A 19,797-nucleotide genomic window follows, 5' to 3' on the forward strand; every position below is an offset into this window, starting at 1 on the left:
GGCTTTTTCGTGATCCCGGCTGGAGCTTACCCTATATTTCGCCGGCATCACGATCATGTTTGGAAACAAGCGTTAATCGTTGGGTCGAATGCCATCGATCCGGACCACGAATACTGTCGGGTGGTCGATGGGCTTGATGCGCAGGCCAGCTGTGGCTGAGGCAGTCAGGAGTGCGTCGAGGTGGCTAAGGCGAATAGGCTCTGCGGCGGAAACCAAGACTTCCCCACCCAGGCACAGGACGAGGGTCGCTCTGCTTTCAATCCCGATTTCCAAAGGGTTCGACATTACGAGGCGTTCGACGGAATGCCTCATGCGGCCACGCCGGGTCATCACGTTGAGATCGGTGATCGGACCGGCGATCAGTTCGGCACTGGTCGGCCGGTCGGCTGGAAAGGAAAACGGCGCTGAAGCGGCGGTCAGGCACGCCGGCGGCTCGCCGGCGACATCAAGAATGATCCCCTCGCCTTCCAATACCGACAGGGTGCGGTCAATGCCGGCAAAGCTGGAGAACGGCCCGCTGCCTTCGACGCGGGCCATCGAGACACGCCAATCGAAGGTGTCGAGCCCGGCATCGGCCGGCGAGACGGCGATTTCCGTCGTCACGCCGCCGCCGTTCTTCCACGGCATCGATTTGTATTCGGCTGCCCGCAGGACGCGCATCGGTCGGCCTGTTATCCCAGAATGCCGGGCAAATTGAGCTGATGCTCCCTGGCGCAATCGATGGCGATGTCGTAGCCGGCGTCGGCGTGCCTCATGACGCCGGTCGCCGGATCGTTCCACAGCACCCGCTCCAGGCGCCTGGCTGCCTCAGGCGTGCCGTCCGCGACGATGACCATGCCTGCATGCTGGGAAAAGCCCATGCCGACACCGCCGCCATGGTGCAGCGACACCCAGGTGGCGCCCGATGCCGTGTTGAGCAAGGCGTTGAGCAGCGGCCAGTCGGAAACCGCATCCGAGCCGTCCTTCATCGCCTCGGTCTCGCGGTTCGGCGAGGCGACCGAGCCGGAATCGAGATGGTCCCGGCCGATGACGACAGGCGCCTTGAGTTCGCCTTTGGCTACCATCTCGTTGAAGGCCAAGCCCAGCCGGTGGCGGTCGCCGAGGCCGACCCAGCAAATGCGCGCCGGCAAGCCCTGGAAGGCGATGCGCTCGCGCGCCATGTCCAGCCAGTTGTGCAAATGGGTGTTGCCGGGCGTCAGTTCGCGCACCTTGGCATCGGTCTTATAGATGTCCTGCGGGTCGCCGGAAAGGGCCGCCCAGCGGAACGGGCCGATGCCGCGGCAGAACAGCGGGCGGATATAGGCCGGCACGAAACCGGGAAAGGCAAAGGCGTTCTCGAAGCCTTCTTCCTTGGCGACCTGGCGGATGTTGTTGCCGTAGTCGAGCGTCGGCACGCCGGCGTTCCAGAAGGCCACCATCGCCTCGACATGCTCGCGCATCGAGGCGCGGGCGGCTTTCTCGACTGCTTTCGGGTCGGACGTGCGCTTCTCGCGCCACTCGGCCAGCGTCCAGCCCTTGGGCAGATAGCCGTTCAACGGATCGTGCGCCGAAGTCTGGTCGGTGACCATATCGGGGCGCACGCCGCGCCGCACCAGCTCGGGCACGATATCGGCGGTGTTGCCGACCAGGCCGACCGACTTCGCCTCGCCTGCCCTGGTCCAGCGCGCGATCTTCTCCAGCGCCTCGTCAAGCGTATCGGCCCGCTCGTCGACATAGCGGGTGCGCAGCCGGAAATCGATGCGGTCGGGATCGCATTCGACGGCCAGGCAGCAGGCGCCGGCCATGACGGCGGCGAGAGGCTGCGCGCCGCCCATGCCGCCGAGGCCGCCAGTCAGGATCCATTTGCCCCTGAGATCGCCGCCATAGTGCTGGCGTCCGGCTTCGACGAAGGTCTCGTAGGTGCCCTGCACGATGCCTTGCGTGCCGATATAGATCCACGAGCCGGCCGTCATCTGGCCGTACATCATCAGGCCTTTCCTATCGAGCTCGTTGAATTTCTCCCAGGTCGCCCAATGCGGCACCAAATTGGAGTTGGCGATCAAAACGCGCGGCGCGTCCGGATGGGTGCGGAAGACGCCGACCGGCTTGCCGGACTGCACCAGCAGCGTCTCGTCCTCGCCAAGCGTCTTCAGCGAAGCGGCGATGCGGTCGAAATCGTTCCAGGTGCGCGCCGCCCGGCCGATGCCGCCATAGACGACCAGTTCGTTGGGATTTTCGGCGACATCGGGATCGAGATTGTTCATCAGCATGCGCAGCGGCGCTTCGGTCGTCCAATACCTGGCGTTGAGCTTGTCGCCGCGGGGGCTGCGCACTTCGCGGATGTTGTGGCGAGGATCGGTCATGTCGTCACTTCCCTTTCAGATGAGCGCGGCGAGGCGTCAGCTCTCGACCCACGAAATCGCGGTCTCGAGGATGGATGTCAGTGTGGCGCGAATCGGCGCGGCGAAGGCGGCGTCGTAAGGGACCGGCCAGTTGTCGGGCGCGCCCTTGCCTTCGGGCTCGCGCATATAGCCGCGGTTGGACAGTTCCATCTGCAGCGCATGGACGCCGTTTTGCGGCTGGCCGAAATGGCGGGTGATCCACCCGCCCTTGAAGCGGCCGTTGACCACGAACGTCTCGCCGGTCTCGGCCAGGATCCCGGCGACCTTTTCCTGCAACGCCGGATCCGTGCTCTTGCCGTCATTGGTGCCGAGGTTGAAGACCGGCAGCGTGCCATCGAACAGGCGCGGCAGCACAGAGCGGATCGAGTGGCAGTCATAGAGGACGATTTTGCCATGCAATCCGCGCAGCCGGTCGATCTCGGCCTGGAGCGCGGCATGATAGGGCATGAAGAATTTTCGGCGGCGCTCGTCGATTTCCGACGGCCCCGGTTCCTCGCCTGTACGGTAGAGCGGATCGCCGTCGAAGGTTTCGGTCGGGCACAGCCCGGTCGTCGCCTGACCAGGGTAGAGCGAGGTCCCGGACGGATCGCGATTGACGTCGATGACGGTGCGCGAGATGGCGGTGTGCACGACGGTGGCGCCAAGACCTGCGGCAAAATCATAGAGCTTGTCGATCCACCAGTCGCAGTCGCGCTGGCCAAGCCAGCTCGAGACCAGCCGGTTGTCGAGACCGGCGAGATCGATGCCGGTGTGCGGCATGGAAACCAGCAGCGGTGCGGTGCCTTGATTTACCGTCAGCCAAGGAGGTGTCATGCGAGATCTCCGCAAGTTGGAGCTCTACGGCTGGGATGCGAAGGAACGAGACCTATCATGCCAAGCACTCTCATGAGGCAATCCCCGGCAGCGCCACCGCGCTCGCCGCCTTCACCGCCGCACCGCTTCGCACCATGGCGATGGCTTTCTCCATGTCGGGATGGAAATGCCGGTCGTTGTCGAGATGCGGCACCTCGGCCCTGACCAATTTGCGCACCGCTTCGAGTGCGGCGCTGGAAGCAAGCGGCGCGTGGAAATCGCAGCCCTGGGTCGCGGCCAGCAACTCGATGCCGATGACGGCCGTGGCGTTCTCGACCATGCCGATCAGCCGGCGCGCACCATGTGCGGCCATCGAGACGTGATCCTCCTGGTTGGCCGAGGTCGGGATCGAATCGACGCTTGCTGGATAGGCCTTCTGCTTGTTTTCGGAAACCAGTGCCGCCGCCGTCACCTGCGGGATCATGAAACCGGAGTTCAGGCCGGGCTTCGGCGTCAAAAAGGCGGGCATGCCCGACAGCGCAGGGTCGACCAGCATGGCGATGCGGCGCTCCGACAGCGAGCCGATCTCGCAGACGGCGAGTGCAATCATGTCGGCGGCGAAAGCCACCGGCTCGGCATGGAAATTGCCGCCCGACAAGGCCGTGTCGTCCTCGGCGAAGATCAAGGGATTGTCGGTGACGCCATTGGCTTCCGTGCCGAGCGTGTCGGCCGCCTTGCGCAACACGTCGAGGGCCGCCCCCATCACCTGCGGCTGGCAGCGCAGGCAATAGGGATCCTGTACGCGTTCGTCGCCGACGCGGTGCGATTCGCGGATGGCGCTGCCGGCTATCAGATTGCGCAGCGCATCCGCCGTCTCGATCTGGCCGCGATGCCTTCTCAAGAGATGGATGCGCGGATCGAAGGGGGCGTCCGAGCCCCTCGCGGCGTCGGTGGACAATGCACCCGCGACCAGTGCCGACTGGTAGAGAACCTCGGCCTCGAACAGGGCCGCCAGCGCGTAGGCGGTCGAGAATTGCGTGCCGTTAAGCAGCGCCAGCCCTTCCTTGGCGCCAAGGATGACAGGCTCCAGCCCATGCGACACGAAGGCGACCTTGGCCGGGAAGCGGCCATGCGGGGTGAAGCATTCGCCGACGCCGATCATCACGGCCGTCATGTGTGACAGCGGCGCGAGGTCGCCGGAGGCGCCGACCGAACCTTGCGCCGGCACCACCGGGATGACATCGTTGGCCAGCATCGCTTCCAGCAGCTCGATGGTGCGCGACCGCACGCCGGAGGCGCCCTGCGCCAGGCTGGCAAGCTTCAAGGCCATCATAAGCCTGCAAACAGCGACCGGCATCGGCTCGCCGACGCCGGCGGCGTGCGAGAGCACGATGTTACGCTGAAGCGTTTCGAGATCCTGGGCAGGAATGCGGACGCTGGCCAGTTTGCCGAAACCGGTGTTGATGCCATAGACCGGCTCGCCCTTGGCGACGATGCGTGCGACAGCCTCCGCACTCGCCTTGATCTTTGGCCGGCAGGCATCGTCGAGCCTGGGCACGGCGCCGCGATAGATGGCGCGCCAGTCGGCCAGGGTCACGTTGCCGGGTTTCAGTACGAGTTCGGTCATTGTCCTCTCCAGATGCGCGCGTGCAAGGGGTTGAAGCCCATGCGGTAGACGAGTTCGGCAGGGCGCTCGATGCTCCAGATCGCTAGATCGGCGGATTTGCCCGCCTCCAGCGTGCCGGTCTGTCCGAGCAGACCCAGTGCGCGGGCGGCTTCGCGGGTCACGCCCGCGAGGCATTCATCGACCGTCATGCCGAACAAGGTCGCCGCCATGTTCATGGTCAGCAGCAACGACGTCAGCGGCGAGGTGCCGGGATTGTTGTCGGTGGCGACGGCCATCCTGACGTCATGCCTGCGGAATAATTCGATCGGAGGTTTCTTCGTCTCGCGAATAAAATAGTAAGCGCCGGGCAGGATCGTCGCCACGCTGCCCGATGCAGCCATTGCCGCCGCGCCTGCCTCATCGGTATATTCGAGATGGTCGGCCGACAGCGCGCCATAGCGCGCGGCGAGTTCGGCGCCGTGCAGGTTCGACAATTGGTCGGCATGGAGCTTTACCGGCAGGCCAAGCGCCTTTGCGGCTTCGAAGACCCGTGCCATCTGCTCGACCGAAAACGCGATGCCTTCGCAGAAACCATCGACGGCGTCGGCAAGCCCGTCGGCAGCGATGGCCGGCAGGATCGTGGCGGTGATGAGATCGATGAAGGCGTCCTTGTCGCCCTTGGCTTCCGGCGGCAAGGCATGGGCGCCGAGAAAGGTCGTGCGGATCGTCACCGGGCGCTCGGCGCCCAGGCGGCGCGCCGCGCGCAGCGACTTTTTCTCGTTTTCCAGGTCAAGGCCATAGCCGGACTTGACCTCGACGGTCGTAGCACCCTCGGCGATCAGCGCATCCAGACGCGGCAGTGTCTGAGCGACCAGTTCGTCCTCACCCGCGGCACGCAAGGCCCTGACCGACGAGACGATGCCGCCGCCGGCCCTGGCGACCTCCTCATAGGTGGCGCCGGCCAGCCGCATCTCGAACTCGTTGGCGCGGTCGCCGGCATGGACGAGATGGGTGTGGCAGTCGATCAGGCCGGGCGTGATCCAGCGGCCCTCGCAATCGACGATCTCGGCACGCTGCTCGAACGCCGCCGGAATATCGGCTTCGGCGCCGGCATAGACGATGGTGCCGTCACGCGCGGCGACGGCGCCCTTTTCGACGACGCCCTGCCCTGCTGCCCCTTCGGCAAAAGTCGCCAGGCGCGCATTGCGCCATATGCGAACCGCCGCCGCCCGGCCCCTGCTTTCTCCAGCCATCATATTTTCCCTTTGAAAGGATGGCGGTTATGTATATACATATTAAAAAGCACCGCAAGTGCTATTGTCATCATAAGCCAGGATTCGGAGAACAACGTGACGGCGATCTTTGCGGAACAGGCGCTTCTGCCGGAAGGCTGGCGAAGCAATGTGCGCATCGCCCTGGGCGGAGGCCGCGTTGCGGCAATCGACGCCGGGGTTGCGCCGAACACCGGCGACGAACGCCACGCCATCGTCCTGCCGGGCATGCCCAACCTGCATAGCCACGCGTTCCAGCGCGGCATGGCCGGACTTGCCGAGTTGCGCGGCCCGTCGGCCGACAGTTTCTGGAGTTGGCGCGAGGTGATGTACCGTTTCGCGCTGTCGATGACGCCCGACCAGGTCGAGGCGGTCGCCTCCCAGCTCTATGTCGAGATGCTGGAGGCCGGCTTTTCGCGTGTGGGCGAATTTCATTATCTGCATCACGACCGCGACGGAAAGCCCTACGCCAACATTGCCGAAATGGCCGAGCGCATCGCGGCCGCCGCCGCAGAAACCGGCATAGGCTTGACGCTGCTGCCGGTCTTCTATGCACACTCTTCTTTCGGCGGCGCGGCTCCCAACGAAGGTCAGCGCAGATTTCTCAATGATGTTAACCGGTTCTCACGCCTGGTTGAGAAAAGTCGCGAATGCGTTCGCACCTTGAATCAAGCGGTCATCGGCGTCGCCCCCCATAGTTTGCGTGCGGCGACGGTCGAGGAGTTGCGACAAGTCGCTGCGATGACGCCGGAGGGACCGATCCACATCCACGTCGCGGAACAAGTGAAGGAGGTCGAGGACTGCATTGCCTGGTCGGGCGCGCGTCCAGTCGAATTTCTGCTTGGCCATTCCAATGTCGACCGGCGCTGGTGCCTGATCCATGCCACCCATATGACCGATGCCGAGACCATGGCGATGGCAAAAAGCGGCGCGATCGCGGGGCTGTGCCCGATCACCGAAGCCAATCTCGGCGATGGCATTTTTGCGGCGCCGCTGTTCACGCAACATGGCGGCCGCTTCGGCGTGGGCTCCGATTCCAACGTGCTGATCGGCCTGCCGGACGAGCTTCGGCAACTCGAATATTCGCAGCGTCTTGCCCACCGCGCCCGCAACGTGCTGGCGGTCGCCGGCGGCTCGACCGGCCGCGCGCTGTTCGACGCAGCGCTTGACGGCGGCAGCGCCGCCCTTGGCGCCGGCGCCTCGCGGATCGCCATTGGCGCATCCGCCGACCTCGTATCGCTCGACCACAGCCAGGCTTCGCTTGCCGGCAAGGCCGGAGACACGATCCTCGACGCCTGGATCTTCGCCAACGGCACCAAGGTCGATTGCGTCTGGGTGCACGGCCAAAAGCAAGTCAGCGGCGGCACGCACGCCAGGCGCGACGCCATCGCGGCGCGTTTCCGCAATGTCATGACCGCGCTTTCGGCAGGCTGATCAGGGACAGCCCATGAGCATGGTCGCGACAGCGGAGACGGAGGGCGGCGAGACGGTGTCGCTGCATCAGCGCATCCTGTCGGACATAAGCGAGAAAATCCTGTCCGGCGCCTGGGCGCCGGGGCATCGCATCCCGTTCGAGCACGAGCTGACGGCCGAATATGATTGCTCGCGCATGACGGTGAACAAGGCGCTGTCGCAGCTTGCCAAGTCAGGACTGATCGAACGCCGCCGGCGCTCAGGCAGCTTCGTGCGTCAGCCGCAATCGCAAGCGGCGGTGCTGGAAATCCACGACATCAGGATCGAGGTCGAAGCGCTCGGCCTGCCCTATCGCTATGAGCGGCTGGCGCGCCTGAAGCGGCGCAGCAGCGCGCAAGGCCGGTCGCTGCTCGGGCTTTCCGCCTCGGGTTCGGTGCTATCGCTGGAATGCCTGCATTTCGCCGGAGAACGGCCGTTCGCGCTCGAAGAGCGGCTGATCAATCTCTCCGCCGTCAAGGAAGCCGGCGAGGAAGAGTTCCTGGATATTGCGCCGGGCCCGTGGCTGATCGGCCGTGTGCCGTGGAGCGAGGCCGAGCATCGCATTCGTGCTGTTGCCGCCGACGAGCGTGTTGCCGGTGCCCTCGACATCGGCCTTGGTGCGGCCTGTCTTGTGGTCGAGCGCCGGACATGGAGTGCCGAGCACCCGGTCACCCATGTGCGCTTCACCTATGCAGCCGAGAGCCACACGTTGGTGGCAAGATTCACGCCGCAGGCCTGACCCTCCCCCTCTCCGGGAGGGTCGCGGAGCCGACGTTGCGAAGCAAGGTTGGCGAGACGGGTGGGGTGAGCGCCGCTCCCACCCCGCTGCTGCGCAGCGACCCTCCCACAAGGGAGAGGGTAAAAAGCTCAGATCGCCGCGGTGATAATGATCTCGACCAGATATTCCGGACCGGCGAGCTTGGCTTCGCCGGTGGCGCGTGCGGGTGTGTGGCCCTGCGGCACCCACTTGTCCCATTCCGAGTTCATCTCGGCGAAGGTGCCCATGTCGGCCAGCCAGATGATCGCCTGGACGATCTTGGTCTTGTCGGTGCCGGCCTTGGCCAACAATTCGTCGATCGTCGCCAGAATATCGCGGGTCTGCGAGGCGACGTTGCCGCCCGGCTCTCCGACCTGGCCGGCCAGATAGACGGTATTGCCGTGAATGACGATCTGGCTCATGCGCGGGCCAACATCGATGCGACGAATGCTCATGGGAGGTTTCCTTCCTTTGTGGTCGCGCCTCTTTAGAGTTGGCATCGGCTTCGGGCAAGGCCGAGCGTTCCAAATCCCCTTGGACCAGCAGCGCCGGAGGGTCACGGCAAGTTGAGCCGGCAGCCACAATTCCGCTCGATTGGCTTGTTGACTAATGTAATAACATCACATATCCAATCGGCGCTGCCCGGCAGCTGCACTACCGCCCCACGGACCGTCAAATGACCGAAACCTGCCTGACATTCCGTGACCTGACGCTTGGCTATAACAGCCATCCGGCGATCCATCATCTGGACGGCATCATACGCAAAGGCTCGCTGACCGCCGTCGTTGGCGCCAATGGCTCGGGCAAGTCGACGTTGATGAAGGGTATCGTCGGCGTGCTGAAGCCGATGGCCGGCGCGGTGACGCGGGCGCCAGGCGTGCGCGCCGCCTATCTGCCGCAGCAGTCGGAACTCGACCGCAGCTTTCCGGCCCGGGTCGTCGATCTGGTCTCGCTCGGCCTGTGGCCGAAACGCGGGCTGCTCGGCCGCCATACCAAGGAGGATCGCCAATCCGTCAGCGAGGCGTTGATGGCGGTCGGCCTTGGCGGCTTCGAGACCCGCCCGATCGACACGCTGTCGGGCGGCCAGTTGCAGCGCACCTTGTTTGCCCGCGTGCTGTTGCAGGATGCGGATCTCATCCTGCTCGACGAGCCGTTCAACGCCGTCGATGCAAAGACGATGGGCGATCTTATTGCGCTGATCAAGCGCTGGCATGGCGAGGAACGCACAATCATGGTCGTCGTCCACGACCTCGACCTTGTCCGGCAGAATTTTCCCGAAACGCTGCTGCTGGCCCGCCAGCCTGTCGCCTGGGGCGAGACGAAGGAGACGCTGCGGCCTGAGAATCTCCTGCGGGCCAGGCGCTTCCATGAAGCGTGGGAAGAGAACGCGCCATGGTGCGAGCCGGGCGGACCCGATCATGACCATGACGGACATGACCATGAGGGACATGGTCACGATCATGATGAGCCTGCCCATGCACAGGATCGTCACCACCATCATGGCGCCGGACCAAGGGCTGCATGATGAACGTCTTCTACGAACTCTTCATCGCGCCTTTCGCCGATTTCGCCTTCATGCAGCGGGCGCTGTTCGGCTCGCTGATGCTGTCGCTCGGCGCCTGTCCGGTCGGCGTGTTCCTGATGTTGCGGCGCATGAGCCTCTCGGGCGACGCCATGGCGCACGCGATCCTGCCGGGCGCCGCCGCCGGCTTCCTGCTTTACGGGCTGGAAATCCTGCCGATGACGATTGGCGGCCTGATCGCCGGCATCGTCGTTGCACTCGGCGCGGGCGCCGTCTCGCGATTCACCATCCAGCGCGAAGACGCCTCGATGGCCGCCTTCTACCTAATTTCGCTCGCCGTCGGCGTGCTGATGGTTTCGGTCCGTGGCTCCAGCGTCGACCTCATGCATGTGCTGTTCGGTACGGTGCTGGCGCTCAACGATGAAGCGCTGACGCTGATCGGCGGCATCGTGCTGGTGACGCTTGCCAGCCTTGCCGTCTTCTGGCGGGCCTTGGTCGCCGAATGCCTCGACCCGCTGTTCCTGCGCTCGGTCAGCCGGTGGGGCAGTCCGGTGCATTTCATTTTCCTCGGCCTCGTCGTGCTCAACCTCGTTGGCGGCTTCCAGGCGCTGGGCACGCTTCTGTCGGTCGGGCTGATGATGCTGCCGGCCGCCGCGGCCCGTTTCTGGACCGTGCGCGTCGAACCGATGTGCGTGCTGGCCGTGCTGATCGGCTTTGCCTCCTGCATCGCCGGACTGCTTCTGTCCTACCACGCCTCGCTGCCCTCAGGCCCGGCGATCATCCTGTCGGCAGGCGTCGTCTATTTCGCCTCGATCCTGTTCGGCACGCGCGGCGCGCTGCGCGCCCGCATCGTCCATCACCGTCATCGGACGGCCTGATCTATCCCTAGCCTCCAAGGAGACCGCCCATGTTGAAATCGATCCGCGCCGCCCTCACGATGAGCGTTATAACATTAACTGCTCTCGGCGCGTCGTCGGCCTTTGCGGCGCCCTTGAAAGTGGTCGCGAGTTTCACCGTCATTGCCGATTTCGCCAGGAATGTCGGCGGCGACCGCGTCAACATCACCACCATCGTGGGACCCGACGGCGATGCGCATGTCTACGAGCCGAGCCCGGCTGATGCGGTCGCCATGGCGGGCGCCGATCTGGTGCTGGTCAACGGCCTGCATTTCGAGGGCTTTCTACAGCGGCTGGTCGATGCCAGCGCCACCAAGGCCTCGATCGTCACCCTGACCAAGGGCGTGGCGGCGATCGACTTCAAACCGGAATTCGCCGATGCGGACGCGGCGGAGGGCGCGGGTACCGGCGGCGGCAAGACGGTCACCGACCCACATGCCTTCCAGTCGATCGCCAACGCCAAGATCTATGTGAAGAACATTGCCGAAGCGTTCTGCGCGGCCGACAATGATGGCTGCGTCAGCTACCAGACCAACGCCGCGGCTTACACAAAGAAGCTCGACGCGCTCGAAAGCGAGGTGAAGGCGGCGATCCAGTCCATCCCCGAGGCAAAACGCGTTGTCATCACCTCGCATGACGCGTTCGGCTATTTCGAGCACGAATACGGCCTGACCTTCCTAGCGCCGGAGGGCGTCTCGACGGATTCCGAACCGTCGGCCGCCGACGTCGCCAAGCTGGTCGAGCAGGTCAAGCAGGACAAAGCGGCGGCGATCTTCGTCGAGAACATCACCAATCCGCGCCTGATCGAGCAGATCGCCAGCGAGACCGGCATCAAGGTCGGCGGCACGCTCTATTCCGACGCGCTGTCGCAGCCCGAAGGCCCGGCCTCGACCTATGTCGACATGATGCACAACAACATCACGCAGATCAAAGGCGCGATCCTCGGCAGTTGAGCCGCTCCGACCCAACCGGGCCCTCGCGGCCCGGTTGGATTTTCCGGTCAGCACTCGCTATTTGGCAGAGAAATCCCTCGGCGTGGATTGCCGGCCGTGCCGGGGAGTGGCAAGACTGCCCAACCAGATTGCGAGGACACCACAATGGAATACCGCGAGATCAGCGAGGACTATTCGGTCTCGGGCCAGATCCAGCCCGAGGACGTCGCCGCCATCAAGGCAGCAGGCTTCAAGAGCGTGATCTGCAACCGGCCGGACGACGAGCAGCCCGGCCAGCCTTCGGCCGACACGCTCAAGGCCGCAGTCGAGGCTGCCGGGCTTGCCTTCCGCTACATCCCCGTCATCAGCGGCCAGATCACGGCGGAGAATGTCGAGGACCAGGGACAAGCGCTCGACGAGTTGGAAGGCCCGGTGTTCGCCTACTGCCGTTCCGGCGCCCGCTGCACCAATCTCTATGGGCTGATTCAGCAGTCGAAGGGTTAGATTGGCAGCGCGCCCGTCTCCTTGAGCGTCTCGAGCACAATCGCCGTCTTGACGTGCTGCACAGATTCGTGGGGCAAGAGCACGCCATTGACGAACTCCGACAATGATTTCAGGTCGGGCGTAACCACCTTCAGGATATAATCCATTTCGCCGGTCAGCGCGTGCGCCTCCTGCACTTCGGGCAGCCGCGCCACCAGTTCGCCGAAGCGCCGCGCATTGTCGCGGTTGTGAGTGGCCAAGGTCACCGAGATGACGTTGACCAGCGAAAAGCCCAGCCGGTCGCGGTCAAGCACGGCGCGATAGCCCTTGATATAGCCGTCCTCCTCAAGCCGCTGGCGGCGGCGCGAGCATTGCGAGGCCGAGAGGTTCACCCGCTCCGAAAGGTCGTTGTTGGTGAGCCGTGCGTCACACTGCAACAGCGCCAATATCTTGCGATCAAACTGATCAAGACGCGCATCATTCATGATACTTCCAAAAACCATGCACATTTCATGCATCAGATAAACATTTCAAGCGTTTGAATGCAAGCACCGTGCGACCTGCCCGCGCTATGATGAGTTGAGATGGCCCATCCAGGCCAAGCCAGCTTCCGGAGGATTATCATGGGTCCCTTCCCGCACGACGCCCCGCCCGCCAAGATCAGCAAGACCAACCCTGCCGGCACCGACGGTTTCGAGTTCGTCGAATTCGCGCATCCGGAGCCGCGGAAGCTGGCCGAGTTGTTCACCCGCATGGGCTACGTAGCCGTGGCCAGGCATCGCACCAAGGACATCACCGTCTGGCGGCAAGGCGACATCAACTATGTCGTCAACGCCGAGCCCAGCTCGCATGCGATGAAGTTCGTCGACAAGCATGGCCCATGCGCCTCCTCGATGGCGTGGCGGGTCGTGGACGCCAAGCATGCCTTCGAACACGCGGTATCGAAAGGAGCCACGCCTTACGAAGGCGCCGACAAGACGCTTGACGTGCCGGCGATCGTTGGCATCGGCGGCTCGCTGCTCTACTTCATCGAAACCTATGGCGAGAGGGGTTCGGCCTATGATGCCGAATTCGAATGGCTGGGCAAACGCGACCCCAGGCCGGAAGGCGTCGGCTTCTATTTCCTCGACCACCTCACGCATAATGTCTACCGCGGCAACATGGACAAATGGTGGGGTTTCTACCGCGACCTGTTTGGCTTCAAGCAGATCCATTTCTTCGACATCGACGGCAAGATCACCGGGCTGGTCAGCCGGGCGATCACCTCGCCCTGCGGCAAGATCCGCATTCCGCTCAACGAGTCCAAGGACGACACCAGCCAGATCGCCGAATATCTGAAGAAGTACAATGGCGAGGGCATCCAGCACATAGCGGTGGGCACCGACGCGATCTACGAGGCCACCGACAAGCTTGCCGCCAATGGGCTGAAATTCATGCCCGGCCCGCCGGAGACCTATTACGAGATGTCGCATGCACGCGTGAACGGCCATGACGAGCCGATCGAGCGCATGAAGAAGCATGGCATTTTGATCGACGGTGAAGGCGTGGTCGACGGCGGCACGACGAAGATCCTCTTGCAGATCTTCTCCAAGACCGTGATCGGACCGATCTTCTTCGAATTCATCCAGCGCAAAGGCGACGAAGGCTTTGGCGAAGGCAATTTCCGCGCACTGTTCGAATCGATCGAGCAGGACCAGATCAAGCGCGGCGTGATCAAGGTGCAGGCCGCGGAGTAGATCGACCCCGACCAGGCGGCTTGCGGTTCGATAAATTATGACCTAAATTATGGTCACAAAGGATCGAGCCATGAATGTTTCCATCGCCGAGGCCAAGGCCAAATTGTCGGAACTCGTCAGCCGCGCGGAAGCCGGTGAAGAGATTGTACTCACGCGCCACGGCAAGATGGCTGCGCGTATCGTGCCTCCGGCAGCGGCGGAACCCTTGCCGCGTATCGGCGCGTTGAAAGGCAAGATCTGGATTGCGGACGATTTTGACGAACTCGGCCCCGAATGGGACGAGTACGTCAAATGATGATCGGCCCGTTTCTCGCCGATACACATATCATCCTTTGGTCGATTTCGGACGATCGACGTCTCAGCAAGCACTACCGCGCCATCCTGGCTTCGGAAGCGGTGGTGTTCGCCAGCGCGGCAAGCGTCTGGGAAATTGCCATCAAGCGCTCAATCAGAAAACTCGATGCGCCGGATGATCTGCCAACACTGCTTCCAAGGATGCAATTTCAGCCGCTCGCCGTCACCTTCCAGCATGCGAACGCTGTCGCTGGCCTACCCCACCACCATGGCGATCCATTCGACAGACTACTGATTGCGCAGGCGCAAATGGACAAACTAACCATCATGACATCCGACCCGCATTTCGCCCGCTACGACGTCGCCCTGACATAAGCAGTGGTCTCACAAACCCAGCCGTCCAACCTCCTCCTGCCTCAGCTTCAAATCATAATCGAGCAGGAACTCGTCGAGTTGCGGCGGCGCGACCGACGTGCCGGACAGCATCGCGTGCACCTGGCCGCGATGGTGGATGTCATGCAGGAAAACATGGGCGAGGATATCGCCGATCTTTTCCGGGATCATGCCGTCTCCACGCCGGTCAGTGATGACATGGCGGTCGAGGTCGGCTTCCAACAAGGCATCGCAGAAGGTGATCAGCCTGCGGTCGAACTTGATCTGGGCCACTGACAAATCGGCTGCGTTATCGAACGGCACGAAATCATCGTACACCGCGGCGCCGATACCGCCCTGCTCCAGAAAATCGAGATAGAGAAGATCGACCGCAAGGATGTGGTTGAGCGTCGCCCTTATCGACGGGAAGAAGCTGATGCGATTGGCTTCGAATTCACCAGGCCCCAGCATAAGCACGGCGCGGTAGAGCCGGTCGTTCGACCAGCGGTTGTTGCGGGCCATTCGGCGCAGATGATCAAGCAGGTTCATCCTTCAACTTCTTGCGCTCTCACCCTTCATATTTCTCGACCGTCTGCTCGATGGCGCCGAAGATCGAATGCCCGGCCTTGTCCTTCATCTCTATGCGCACCGTGTCGCCGAAACGCAGAAACGGCGTCTTCGGCTCGCCGCTCTCGATGGTCTCGATCATGCGCAGTTCAGCGATGCAGGAATAGCCAGCGCCGCCGGCCGAGACAGGTTTGCCAGGCTCACCGCCGAGCTTGTTGGAGACGGTGCCGGAGCCGATGATGGTGCCGGCCGCCAGCGGCCGTGTTTTCGCCGCGTGCACGATGAGCGCAGGGAAATCGAACGTCATGTCGACGCCGGCATTCGCCCGGCCGAAAGGTTTGCCGTTGAGGTCGGCAAGCAGCGGCAGGCTGACCTTGCCGCCGTCCCAGGCCTCGCCCAACTCGTCCGGCGTCACCGCGACCGGCGAGAAGGCCGAGGACGGCTTGGATTCAAAGAAGCCGAACCCCTTGGCGAGTTCCGGTCCGGTGATCGCACGCAGCGTCACGTCGTTGACCAGCATCACCAGGCGAATCGCCTCCCGCGCTTTTTCGAGGCTGGCGCCCATCGGCACATCATCGACAACGACCGCGACTTCCGCCTCCATGTCGATGCCAGAGGCCTCGTCGGCCATGCGGATCGGGTCTCGCGGCGGGATGAAGCTGTCGGAGCCGCCCTGATAGATCAGCGGGTCGGTCCAGAAGCTCGCCGGCATCTCGGCCCCGCGCGCCTTCCGCACCAGCTCGACATGGTTCACATAGGCCGAACCGTCAGCCCATTGATAGGCGCGCGGCAGCGGCGAATGGGCATTATGTTCGTGAAAGCGCGCCGACGGCACCGCATTGCTCTCGAGCGACTCCGCCATTGCGGCCAGATGCGGCGAAATCCGCCGCCAATCGTCGAGCGCCGCCTGCAGCGTCGGCACCAGGAAGGAGGCATCGGTGAAGCGTGTAAGATCGCGCGAGACGACGACGAGCTTTCCGTCGCGCGTCCCGTTCTTCAATGTGGCAAGCTTCATGCGGTTTCCTCTCCTGACGCGGCCTTGCGCCGCTTGGCCCACAACAAGGCTGTTATGGGCAATCGTCAAGCCGCCGGCTCAACTTTCCTGAAGGCAGTTTTCCGGCGGCAGCGATCCTTCAGGACCAATCGCCCTCGGGCGTGCCATTGAAGCGCTTCTTCAGATCGGCCCAGCAGTCGATGTAATTGTCCTGCCTGGTGTCGAGTTCGGCAGCGTAGCGGGTCAGCATCTGCGAGAACCGGGTCTCGAACATGAAGGCCATGGTGTTGTCGAGCTTGACCGGTTTCAGATCCGCGCGCGAGGCCTTTTCGAAGCCAGGTGCATCCGGGCCATGGGCCAGCATCAGATTGTGCAGACTGATGCCGCCGGGAACGAACCCTTCTTCCTTGGCGTCGTACTGGCCGTGAATCAGCCCCATGAACTCGCTCATGATGTTGCGGTGATACCAGGGCGGGCGGAACGTATCCTCCGCCACCAGCCAGCGCGGCGGAAAGATGACGAAATCGATGTTGGCGGTGCCCTCCTCGCCGCTCGGCGCCGTCAGCACCGTGAAAATCGACGGATCGGGGTGGTCAAAGAGGATCGCACCAACCGGCGAAAACGCCGCCAGATCATATTTATAGGGTGCATAGTTGCCGTGCCACGCCACCACATCGAGGGGCGAATGGCCGATTTCCGTGACATGAAAATGTCCGCACCATTTGACGATCAGCCGACAGGGCGTCTCCTTCTCCTCAAACCAGGCGCAGGGCGTCTTGAAATCGCGCGGATTGGCCAGGCAGTTGGCGCCGATCGGGCCGCGGTCGGGCATCGTCAGCTTGGCGCCGTAGTTCTCGCAGACATAGCCGCGCACTTCGGCATCGACCAGTTCGACCTTGAACACGAGGCCGCGCGGCAGGACCGCGATCTCGCCGGGCCTGAGCTCGATGACCCCCATCTCGGTGACGAAGCGCAAGGCGCCTACCTGCGGCACCACCAGCAACTCGCCGTCGGCGTTGAAGAAATGGTCGTCGACCATCGACCTGTTGGCGACATAGACATGCGCCGCCATGCCGGTCTGCCCAAGCACGTCGCCGGCGGTGGTGATCGAGCGCATGCCGGCGATGAAGTCGGTCGGCTCCTTCGGCATCGGCACCGGGCTCCAGCGATACTGGCCGAGCGCCAGCTCATGATCGCCGACATTGGGCGCACTTTTCCAGAAGGGATAGCTCACCGACTTGAAGCGCCCGGTATGTCTGACGCTCGGCCTGATGCGGTAAAGCCAGGAGCGCTCATTGGTGCCGCGCGGCGCGGTGAAGGGCGAACCGGAGAGCTGCTCGGCATAGAGGCCGTAGGCCGGCCGCTGCGGTGAATTACGCCCCTGCGGCAGCGAACCCGGCAGGCTTTCGGTTTCGAAATCGTTACCGAAACCCGGCATGTAGGAAAAGGCCATCGCTTCCTCCTCGCGAATGCTTGACCAAATTGGTTTCATTTGTAACCATCCAAAATGTAACTATCAATGCCGTGCGCGGGCATTTCTCGATGGCTGGTCATGGAATCCGAAATCCTGGAACTCGAAAGCTTTCTGCCCTACCGGCTGTATCGGCTGGCCGATGCGCTGAGCCGCGAATTCTCTCGGATCTACAAGGAGCGTCACGGCCTCACACGGCCGGAATGGCGTACGCTTTCGGGGCTTGGCCAGCGCGGCACAATGACCGCGACGGAACTCGGCGCGCAGTCGGCGATGCACAAGACAAAGGTTTCGCGTGCCGTGGCGGAGCTTGAGCGTCGCCGCTGGCTCATCCGAACCACTGACGAGAACGATCGCCGCGTCGAGCACCTGGCGCTGACCAGAGCCGGACTTGCGGCCTATAGCGAGATGGTGCCACTGGCGAAGGCTTTCGAACGGGAACTGCTGGCCCAGCTGAGCGCCGACCAGCAAGCCTCCATCGTCAAAGGCGTTGCGTCATTGGAAAGCGCGTTGGGTCTGAGATAGCGGCTATCGGCCGATAGAATATGAGACGGTGGCTCGACGCGACAGCGCCTTGAAGCAGAGACTGTCTGGCGGTCATTTTCGATCGCTGCTTGCTCGGTGGCGGATTTTCAGTGCTGTATGTCAGCCAGTGATCATCGACGGGCGAATTGGGGGAAGAATGAAGTCGCTGCTCGCGAGGCCGGTGGCCGTGGTCGTCTTGCTGTTTGCCAGAGCCATCACCGCTGTGCGGCCGTTTTGGCATGAAGGCAGATTGCCTCGGCGTCGCTCGATCTTCTTTGCCAATCATTCCAGCCATGGCGATTTCATCTTGATCTGGGCTGTTCTGCCGCCGCGCCTGCGGCGGCGGGTGCGTCCCGTAGCGGGTGCCGACTACTGGCTGAAATCAAAAGTCCGAGCCTTCATCGGCCGTGACGTTTTCAATGCCGTCCTGATCGAGCGCAATCGCGATGGACGCACGATGGATCCTGTCGAAAGCATGGGAGAGGCGATGAGGGAAGGCTCTTCGCTCATTCTCTTCCCGGAAGGCACGCGCAACCAATCCGACGCGTCCTTGCAGCCATTCAAGTCCGGCCTGTTCCATTTAGCGGCATCGCACCCGGATTTCGAGTTGGTGCCGGTATGGATCGCCAATCTCAACCGAGTGATGCCGAAAGGGGAATTCGTGCCTATCCCGCTGATCTGCACCGTGACGTTCGGCGAGCCAATGAACCTGGCTGATGGCGAGAGCAAGGATATATTCCTCGAGCGGGCACGTGGGGCGCTGCTGGCGCTGGCACCGAAAAAGGCAGCGGAATGAGCTCAACCCAATTCGATATGATGGTTCTCGTGCTCGGCGTCTGCGGGATCCTGCTCGTGGCCTCTTTCGTGGGGCATATCCTGGAGCGACGGCTGTCGCCAGAAGGCTCCAACCCAGCCATCGAGAACCTCAACGCCCGTATCAATGCCTGGTGGGTAATGGCGATCCTCATCGCCATAGCATTCATCGCCGGGCGGATCGGCGTCCTGCTTCTCTTCGGCTTCTGTTCCTTCGCCGCACTTCGCGAATTCGTGACGCTGACCAACACCCGGCGTGCCGACCACTGGGCGCTGGCCACGGCGTTTTTCGTCGTGCTGCCGGTACAGTATGTGCTGCTCTGGATCGAGGACTACGGGATCTTTTCTGTTTTCATCCCGGTCTACGCCTTCCTGTTGATGCCAATCATCTCAGCCACACGGGGCGACACCCAGCACTTCCTCGTTCGAATTGCCGAGGTGCAATGGGCGTTGATGATCTGCGTTTTCTGCGCCTCCCACGTCCCGGCTCTTCTGACGTTGCATATTCCCGGCTACGAGGGTCGCAATGTGCTTCTGATAGCCTTCCTTGTCATCGTCGTGCAATTGAGCGACGTACTGCAATATATCTGGGGAAAGGCGATCGGGCATACGAAGATCGCACCAAAGCTTTCGCCGTCCAAGACGCTTGAAGGTTTCCTCGGCGGCGTTGCAAGCGCCAGCCTCATCGGCGCTGGCCTGTGGTGGATCACGCCGTTCTCTCCGCTTCAGGCGGGCGCGATGGCCTTCCTGATCACGCTGATGGGTTTTTTCGGCGGCCTTGTGATGTCCGCCATCAAACGTGACCGCGGCGTGAAGGATTGGGGCCATCTGATCGACGGCCATGGCGGCCTGATAGATCGGCTGGATTCGGTGGTTTTCTCCGCTCCGATCTTCTTCCATCTCACTCGTTATTTCTGGTCACCGGGATGAGGC

At 63.0% G+C, this 19,797-nt stretch carries 22 protein-coding genes; 12 read left to right on the forward strand and 10 right to left on the reverse strand.

Going from position 1 to position 19,797, the window contains the following annotated elements; all coding sequences use genetic code 11:
- Positions 1–72: 72 nt before the first annotated feature.
- From LB547_RS06100 to hutI, 5 genes are all read right to left on the reverse strand, one after another.
- Positions 73–660, reverse strand: a complete 588-nt coding sequence (locus LB547_RS06100; protein WP_140521727.1) for a HutD family protein — start codon at positions 658–660, stop codon at positions 73–75.
- Positions 661–671: 11 nt separating this feature from the next.
- Positions 672–2,342, reverse strand: coding sequence for a urocanate hydratase (gene hutU / locus LB547_RS06105; protein WP_140521725.1), 1,671 nt, complete (start codon positions 2,340–2,342; stop codon positions 672–674).
- Positions 2,343–2,378: 36 nt separating this feature from the next.
- Positions 2,379–3,194: an N-formylglutamate deformylase gene (hutG, locus tag LB547_RS06110; RefSeq protein WP_140761653.1), complete on the reverse strand. Its 816-nt coding sequence runs from the start codon at positions 3,192–3,194 to the stop codon at positions 2,379–2,381.
- A gap of 70 nt (positions 3,195–3,264) precedes the next feature.
- Positions 3,265–4,800, reverse strand: a complete 1,536-nt coding sequence (gene hutH / locus LB547_RS06115) for a histidine ammonia-lyase (protein WP_140761656.1) — start codon at positions 4,798–4,800, stop codon at positions 3,265–3,267.
- On the reverse strand, positions 4,797–6,032 hold the full coding sequence (hutI, locus tag LB547_RS06120; RefSeq protein WP_140557050.1) for an imidazolonepropionase: 1,236 nt from the start codon (positions 6,030–6,032) through the stop codon (positions 4,797–4,799). The genes hutH and hutI overlap by 4 nt, the downstream gene beginning before the upstream one ends.
- A 96-nt stretch (positions 6,033–6,128) precedes the next feature.
- Between hutI and LB547_RS06125 the strand changes: the two genes are divergently transcribed.
- Together LB547_RS06125 and hutC are read left to right on the forward strand one after the other, a co-directional pair.
- Entirely contained in the window at positions 6,129–7,484 is a 1,356-nt protein-coding gene (locus LB547_RS06125; RefSeq protein WP_140761659.1) for a formimidoylglutamate deiminase, read from the forward strand.
- 13 nt (positions 7,485–7,497) lie between these two features.
- Positions 7,498–8,241 (forward strand): histidine utilization repressor, encoded by a 744-nt coding sequence (hutC, locus tag LB547_RS06130; protein ID WP_140761662.1) that lies wholly within the window; start codon positions 7,498–7,500, stop codon positions 8,239–8,241.
- 128 nt (positions 8,242–8,369) lie between these two features.
- Here hutC and LB547_RS06135 read toward each other — a convergent pair whose 3' ends face one another.
- Positions 8,370–8,714 (reverse strand): RidA family protein, encoded by a 345-nt coding sequence (locus LB547_RS06135; RefSeq protein ID WP_056562755.1) that lies wholly within the window; start codon positions 8,712–8,714, stop codon positions 8,370–8,372.
- Between the two features lie 221 nt (positions 8,715–8,935).
- Here LB547_RS06135 and aztA point away from each other — a divergent pair, with 221 nt between their 5' ends.
- From aztA to LB547_RS06155, 4 genes are all read left to right on the forward strand, one after another.
- Positions 8,936–9,784, forward strand: a complete 849-nt coding sequence (gene aztA / locus LB547_RS06140; protein ID WP_140560547.1) for a zinc ABC transporter ATP-binding protein AztA — start codon at positions 8,936–8,938, stop codon at positions 9,782–9,784.
- Positions 9,784–10,659 (forward strand): zinc ABC transporter permease AztB, encoded by an 876-nt coding sequence (aztB, locus tag LB547_RS06145; RefSeq protein WP_140557055.1) that lies wholly within the window; start codon positions 9,784–9,786, stop codon positions 10,657–10,659. The genes aztA and aztB overlap by 1 nt, the downstream gene beginning before the upstream one ends.
- A gap of 29 nt (positions 10,660–10,688) precedes the next feature.
- Positions 10,689–11,630 carry a zinc ABC transporter substrate-binding protein AztC gene (gene aztC / locus LB547_RS06150; RefSeq protein WP_140761665.1) on the forward strand — a complete coding sequence of 314 codons (942 nt, stop codon included), beginning with the start codon at positions 10,689–10,691 and terminating at the stop codon, positions 11,628–11,630.
- A gap of 144 nt (positions 11,631–11,774) precedes the next feature.
- A complete protein-coding gene (locus LB547_RS06155; RefSeq protein ID WP_140494156.1) occupies positions 11,775–12,113 on the forward strand; it encodes a TIGR01244 family sulfur transferase in 339 nt (112 codons plus the stop codon).
- Here the strand turns inward: LB547_RS06155 and LB547_RS06160 are convergent.
- On the reverse strand, positions 12,110–12,577 hold the full coding sequence (locus LB547_RS06160) for an Lrp/AsnC family transcriptional regulator (protein ID WP_140515609.1): 468 nt from the start codon (positions 12,575–12,577) through the stop codon (positions 12,110–12,112). The genes LB547_RS06155 and LB547_RS06160 overlap by 4 nt on opposite strands.
- Before the next feature lie 138 nt (positions 12,578–12,715).
- Here LB547_RS06160 and hppD point away from each other — a divergent pair, with 138 nt between their 5' ends.
- The 3 genes from hppD (at position 12,716) to LB547_RS06175 (ending at position 14,497) form a co-directional block, all read left to right on the forward strand.
- A complete protein-coding gene (gene hppD, locus LB547_RS06165) occupies positions 12,716–13,828 on the forward strand; it encodes a 4-hydroxyphenylpyruvate dioxygenase (RefSeq protein WP_140761668.1) in 1,113 nt (370 codons plus the stop codon).
- Between the two features lie 70 nt (positions 13,829–13,898).
- Entirely contained in the window at positions 13,899–14,123 is a 225-nt protein-coding gene (locus LB547_RS06170; RefSeq protein WP_140761671.1) for a type II toxin-antitoxin system Phd/YefM family antitoxin, read from the forward strand.
- Positions 14,120–14,497, forward strand: a complete 378-nt coding sequence (locus LB547_RS06175; protein ID WP_140494162.1) for a type II toxin-antitoxin system VapC family toxin — start codon at positions 14,120–14,122, stop codon at positions 14,495–14,497. The genes LB547_RS06170 and LB547_RS06175 overlap by 4 nt, the downstream gene beginning before the upstream one ends.
- A 9-nt stretch (positions 14,498–14,506) precedes the next feature.
- Here the strand turns inward: LB547_RS06175 and LB547_RS06180 are convergent, their stop codons facing one another.
- The 3 genes from LB547_RS06180 to hmgA all read right to left on the reverse strand — a co-directional run bounded on the left by LB547_RS06180 (position 14,507) and on the right by hmgA (position 17,508).
- The gene (locus LB547_RS06180; protein ID WP_140494164.1) at positions 14,507–15,043 is read right to left on the reverse strand and encodes a DinB family protein; all 537 of its coding nucleotides are present in this window, start codon (positions 15,041–15,043) and stop codon (positions 14,507–14,509) included.
- 19 nt (positions 15,044–15,062) lie between these two features.
- Positions 15,063–16,076 (reverse strand): fumarylacetoacetate hydrolase family protein, encoded by a 1,014-nt coding sequence (locus tag LB547_RS06185; protein WP_140761674.1) that lies wholly within the window; start codon positions 16,074–16,076, stop codon positions 15,063–15,065.
- A gap of 118 nt (positions 16,077–16,194) precedes the next feature.
- Complete coding sequence (hmgA, locus tag LB547_RS06190; RefSeq protein ID WP_140631486.1) at positions 16,195–17,508, reverse strand: homogentisate 1,2-dioxygenase; 1,314 nt, start codon at positions 17,506–17,508, stop codon at positions 16,195–16,197.
- Between the two features lie 99 nt (positions 17,509–17,607).
- Between hmgA and LB547_RS06195 the strand changes: the two genes are divergently transcribed.
- The 3 genes from LB547_RS06195 to LB547_RS06205 all read left to right on the forward strand — a co-directional run bounded on the left by LB547_RS06195 (position 17,608) and on the right by LB547_RS06205 (position 19,794).
- Entirely contained in the window at positions 17,608–18,051 is a 444-nt protein-coding gene (locus LB547_RS06195; RefSeq protein WP_140494170.1) for a MarR family winged helix-turn-helix transcriptional regulator, read from the forward strand.
- A gap of 157 nt (positions 18,052–18,208) precedes the next feature.
- A complete protein-coding gene (locus tag LB547_RS06200) occupies positions 18,209–18,847 on the forward strand; it encodes a lysophospholipid acyltransferase family protein (protein WP_140495013.1) in 639 nt (212 codons plus the stop codon).
- Positions 18,844–19,794, forward strand: a complete 951-nt coding sequence (locus tag LB547_RS06205; RefSeq protein ID WP_140494172.1) for a phosphatidate cytidylyltransferase — start codon at positions 18,844–18,846, stop codon at positions 19,792–19,794. Before LB547_RS06200 ends, LB547_RS06205 begins: the two co-directional genes overlap by 4 nt.
- The last annotated feature ends 3 nt before the right edge of the window (positions 19,795–19,797 follow it).

It is taken from the genome of Mesorhizobium sp. B264B1B (assembly GCF_020165765.1).
GTDB lineage: Bacteria > Pseudomonadota > Alphaproteobacteria > Rhizobiales > Rhizobiaceae > Mesorhizobium.

Coding starts and splice junctions, on each gene's coding strand:
- LB547_RS06180 (WP_140494164.1), bottom strand. CDS start 15,043: ATGAACCTGCTTGATCATCTGCGCCGAATGGCCCGCAACAACCGCTGG.
- LB547_RS06135 (WP_056562755.1), bottom strand. CDS start 8,714: ATGAGCATTCGTCGCATCGATGTTGGCCCGCGCATGAGCCAGATCGTC.
- aztB (WP_140557055.1), top strand. CDS start 9,784: ATGAACGTCTTCTACGAACTCTTCATCGCGCCTTTCGCCGATTTCGCC.
- hutG (WP_140761653.1), bottom strand. CDS start 3,194: ATGACACCTCCTTGGCTGACGGTAAATCAAGGCACCGCACCGCTGCTG.
- LB547_RS06170 (WP_140761671.1), top strand. CDS start 13,899: ATGAATGTTTCCATCGCCGAGGCCAAGGCCAAATTGTCGGAACTCGTC.
- LB547_RS06175 (WP_140494162.1), top strand. CDS start 14,120: ATGATGATCGGCCCGTTTCTCGCCGATACACATATCATCCTTTGGTCG.
- aztC (WP_140761665.1), top strand. CDS start 10,689: ATGTTGAAATCGATCCGCGCCGCCCTCACGATGAGCGTTATAACATTA.
- LB547_RS06185 (WP_140761674.1), bottom strand. CDS start 16,076: ATGAAGCTTGCCACATTGAAGAACGGGACGCGCGACGGAAAGCTCGTC.
- LB547_RS06100 (WP_140521727.1), bottom strand. CDS start 660: ATGCGCGTCCTGCGGGCAGCCGAATACAAATCGATGCCGTGGAAGAAC.
- LB547_RS06205 (WP_140494172.1), top strand. CDS start 18,844: ATGAGCTCAACCCAATTCGATATGATGGTTCTCGTGCTCGGCGTCTGC.
- hutC (WP_140761662.1), top strand. CDS start 7,498: ATGAGCATGGTCGCGACAGCGGAGACGGAGGGCGGCGAGACGGTGTCG.
- LB547_RS06160 (WP_140515609.1), bottom strand. CDS start 12,577: ATGAATGATGCGCGTCTTGATCAGTTTGATCGCAAGATATTGGCGCTG.
- aztA (WP_140560547.1), top strand. CDS start 8,936: ATGACCGAAACCTGCCTGACATTCCGTGACCTGACGCTTGGCTATAAC.
- hppD (WP_140761668.1), top strand. CDS start 12,716: ATGGGTCCCTTCCCGCACGACGCCCCGCCCGCCAAGATCAGCAAGACC.
- hutU (WP_140521725.1), bottom strand. CDS start 2,342: ATGACCGATCCTCGCCACAACATCCGCGAAGTGCGCAGCCCCCGCGGC.
- hutI (WP_140557050.1), bottom strand. CDS start 6,032: ATGGCTGGAGAAAGCAGGGGCCGGGCGGCGGCGGTTCGCATATGGCGC.
- LB547_RS06200 (WP_140495013.1), top strand. CDS start 18,209: ATGAAGTCGCTGCTCGCGAGGCCGGTGGCCGTGGTCGTCTTGCTGTTT.
- hmgA (WP_140631486.1), bottom strand. CDS start 17,508: ATGGCCTTTTCCTACATGCCGGGTTTCGGTAACGATTTCGAAACCGAA.
- hutH (WP_140761656.1), bottom strand. CDS start 4,800: ATGACCGAACTCGTACTGAAACCCGGCAACGTGACCCTGGCCGACTGG.
- LB547_RS06155 (WP_140494156.1), top strand. CDS start 11,775: ATGGAATACCGCGAGATCAGCGAGGACTATTCGGTCTCGGGCCAGATC.
- LB547_RS06195 (WP_140494170.1), top strand. CDS start 17,608: ATGGAATCCGAAATCCTGGAACTCGAAAGCTTTCTGCCCTACCGGCTG.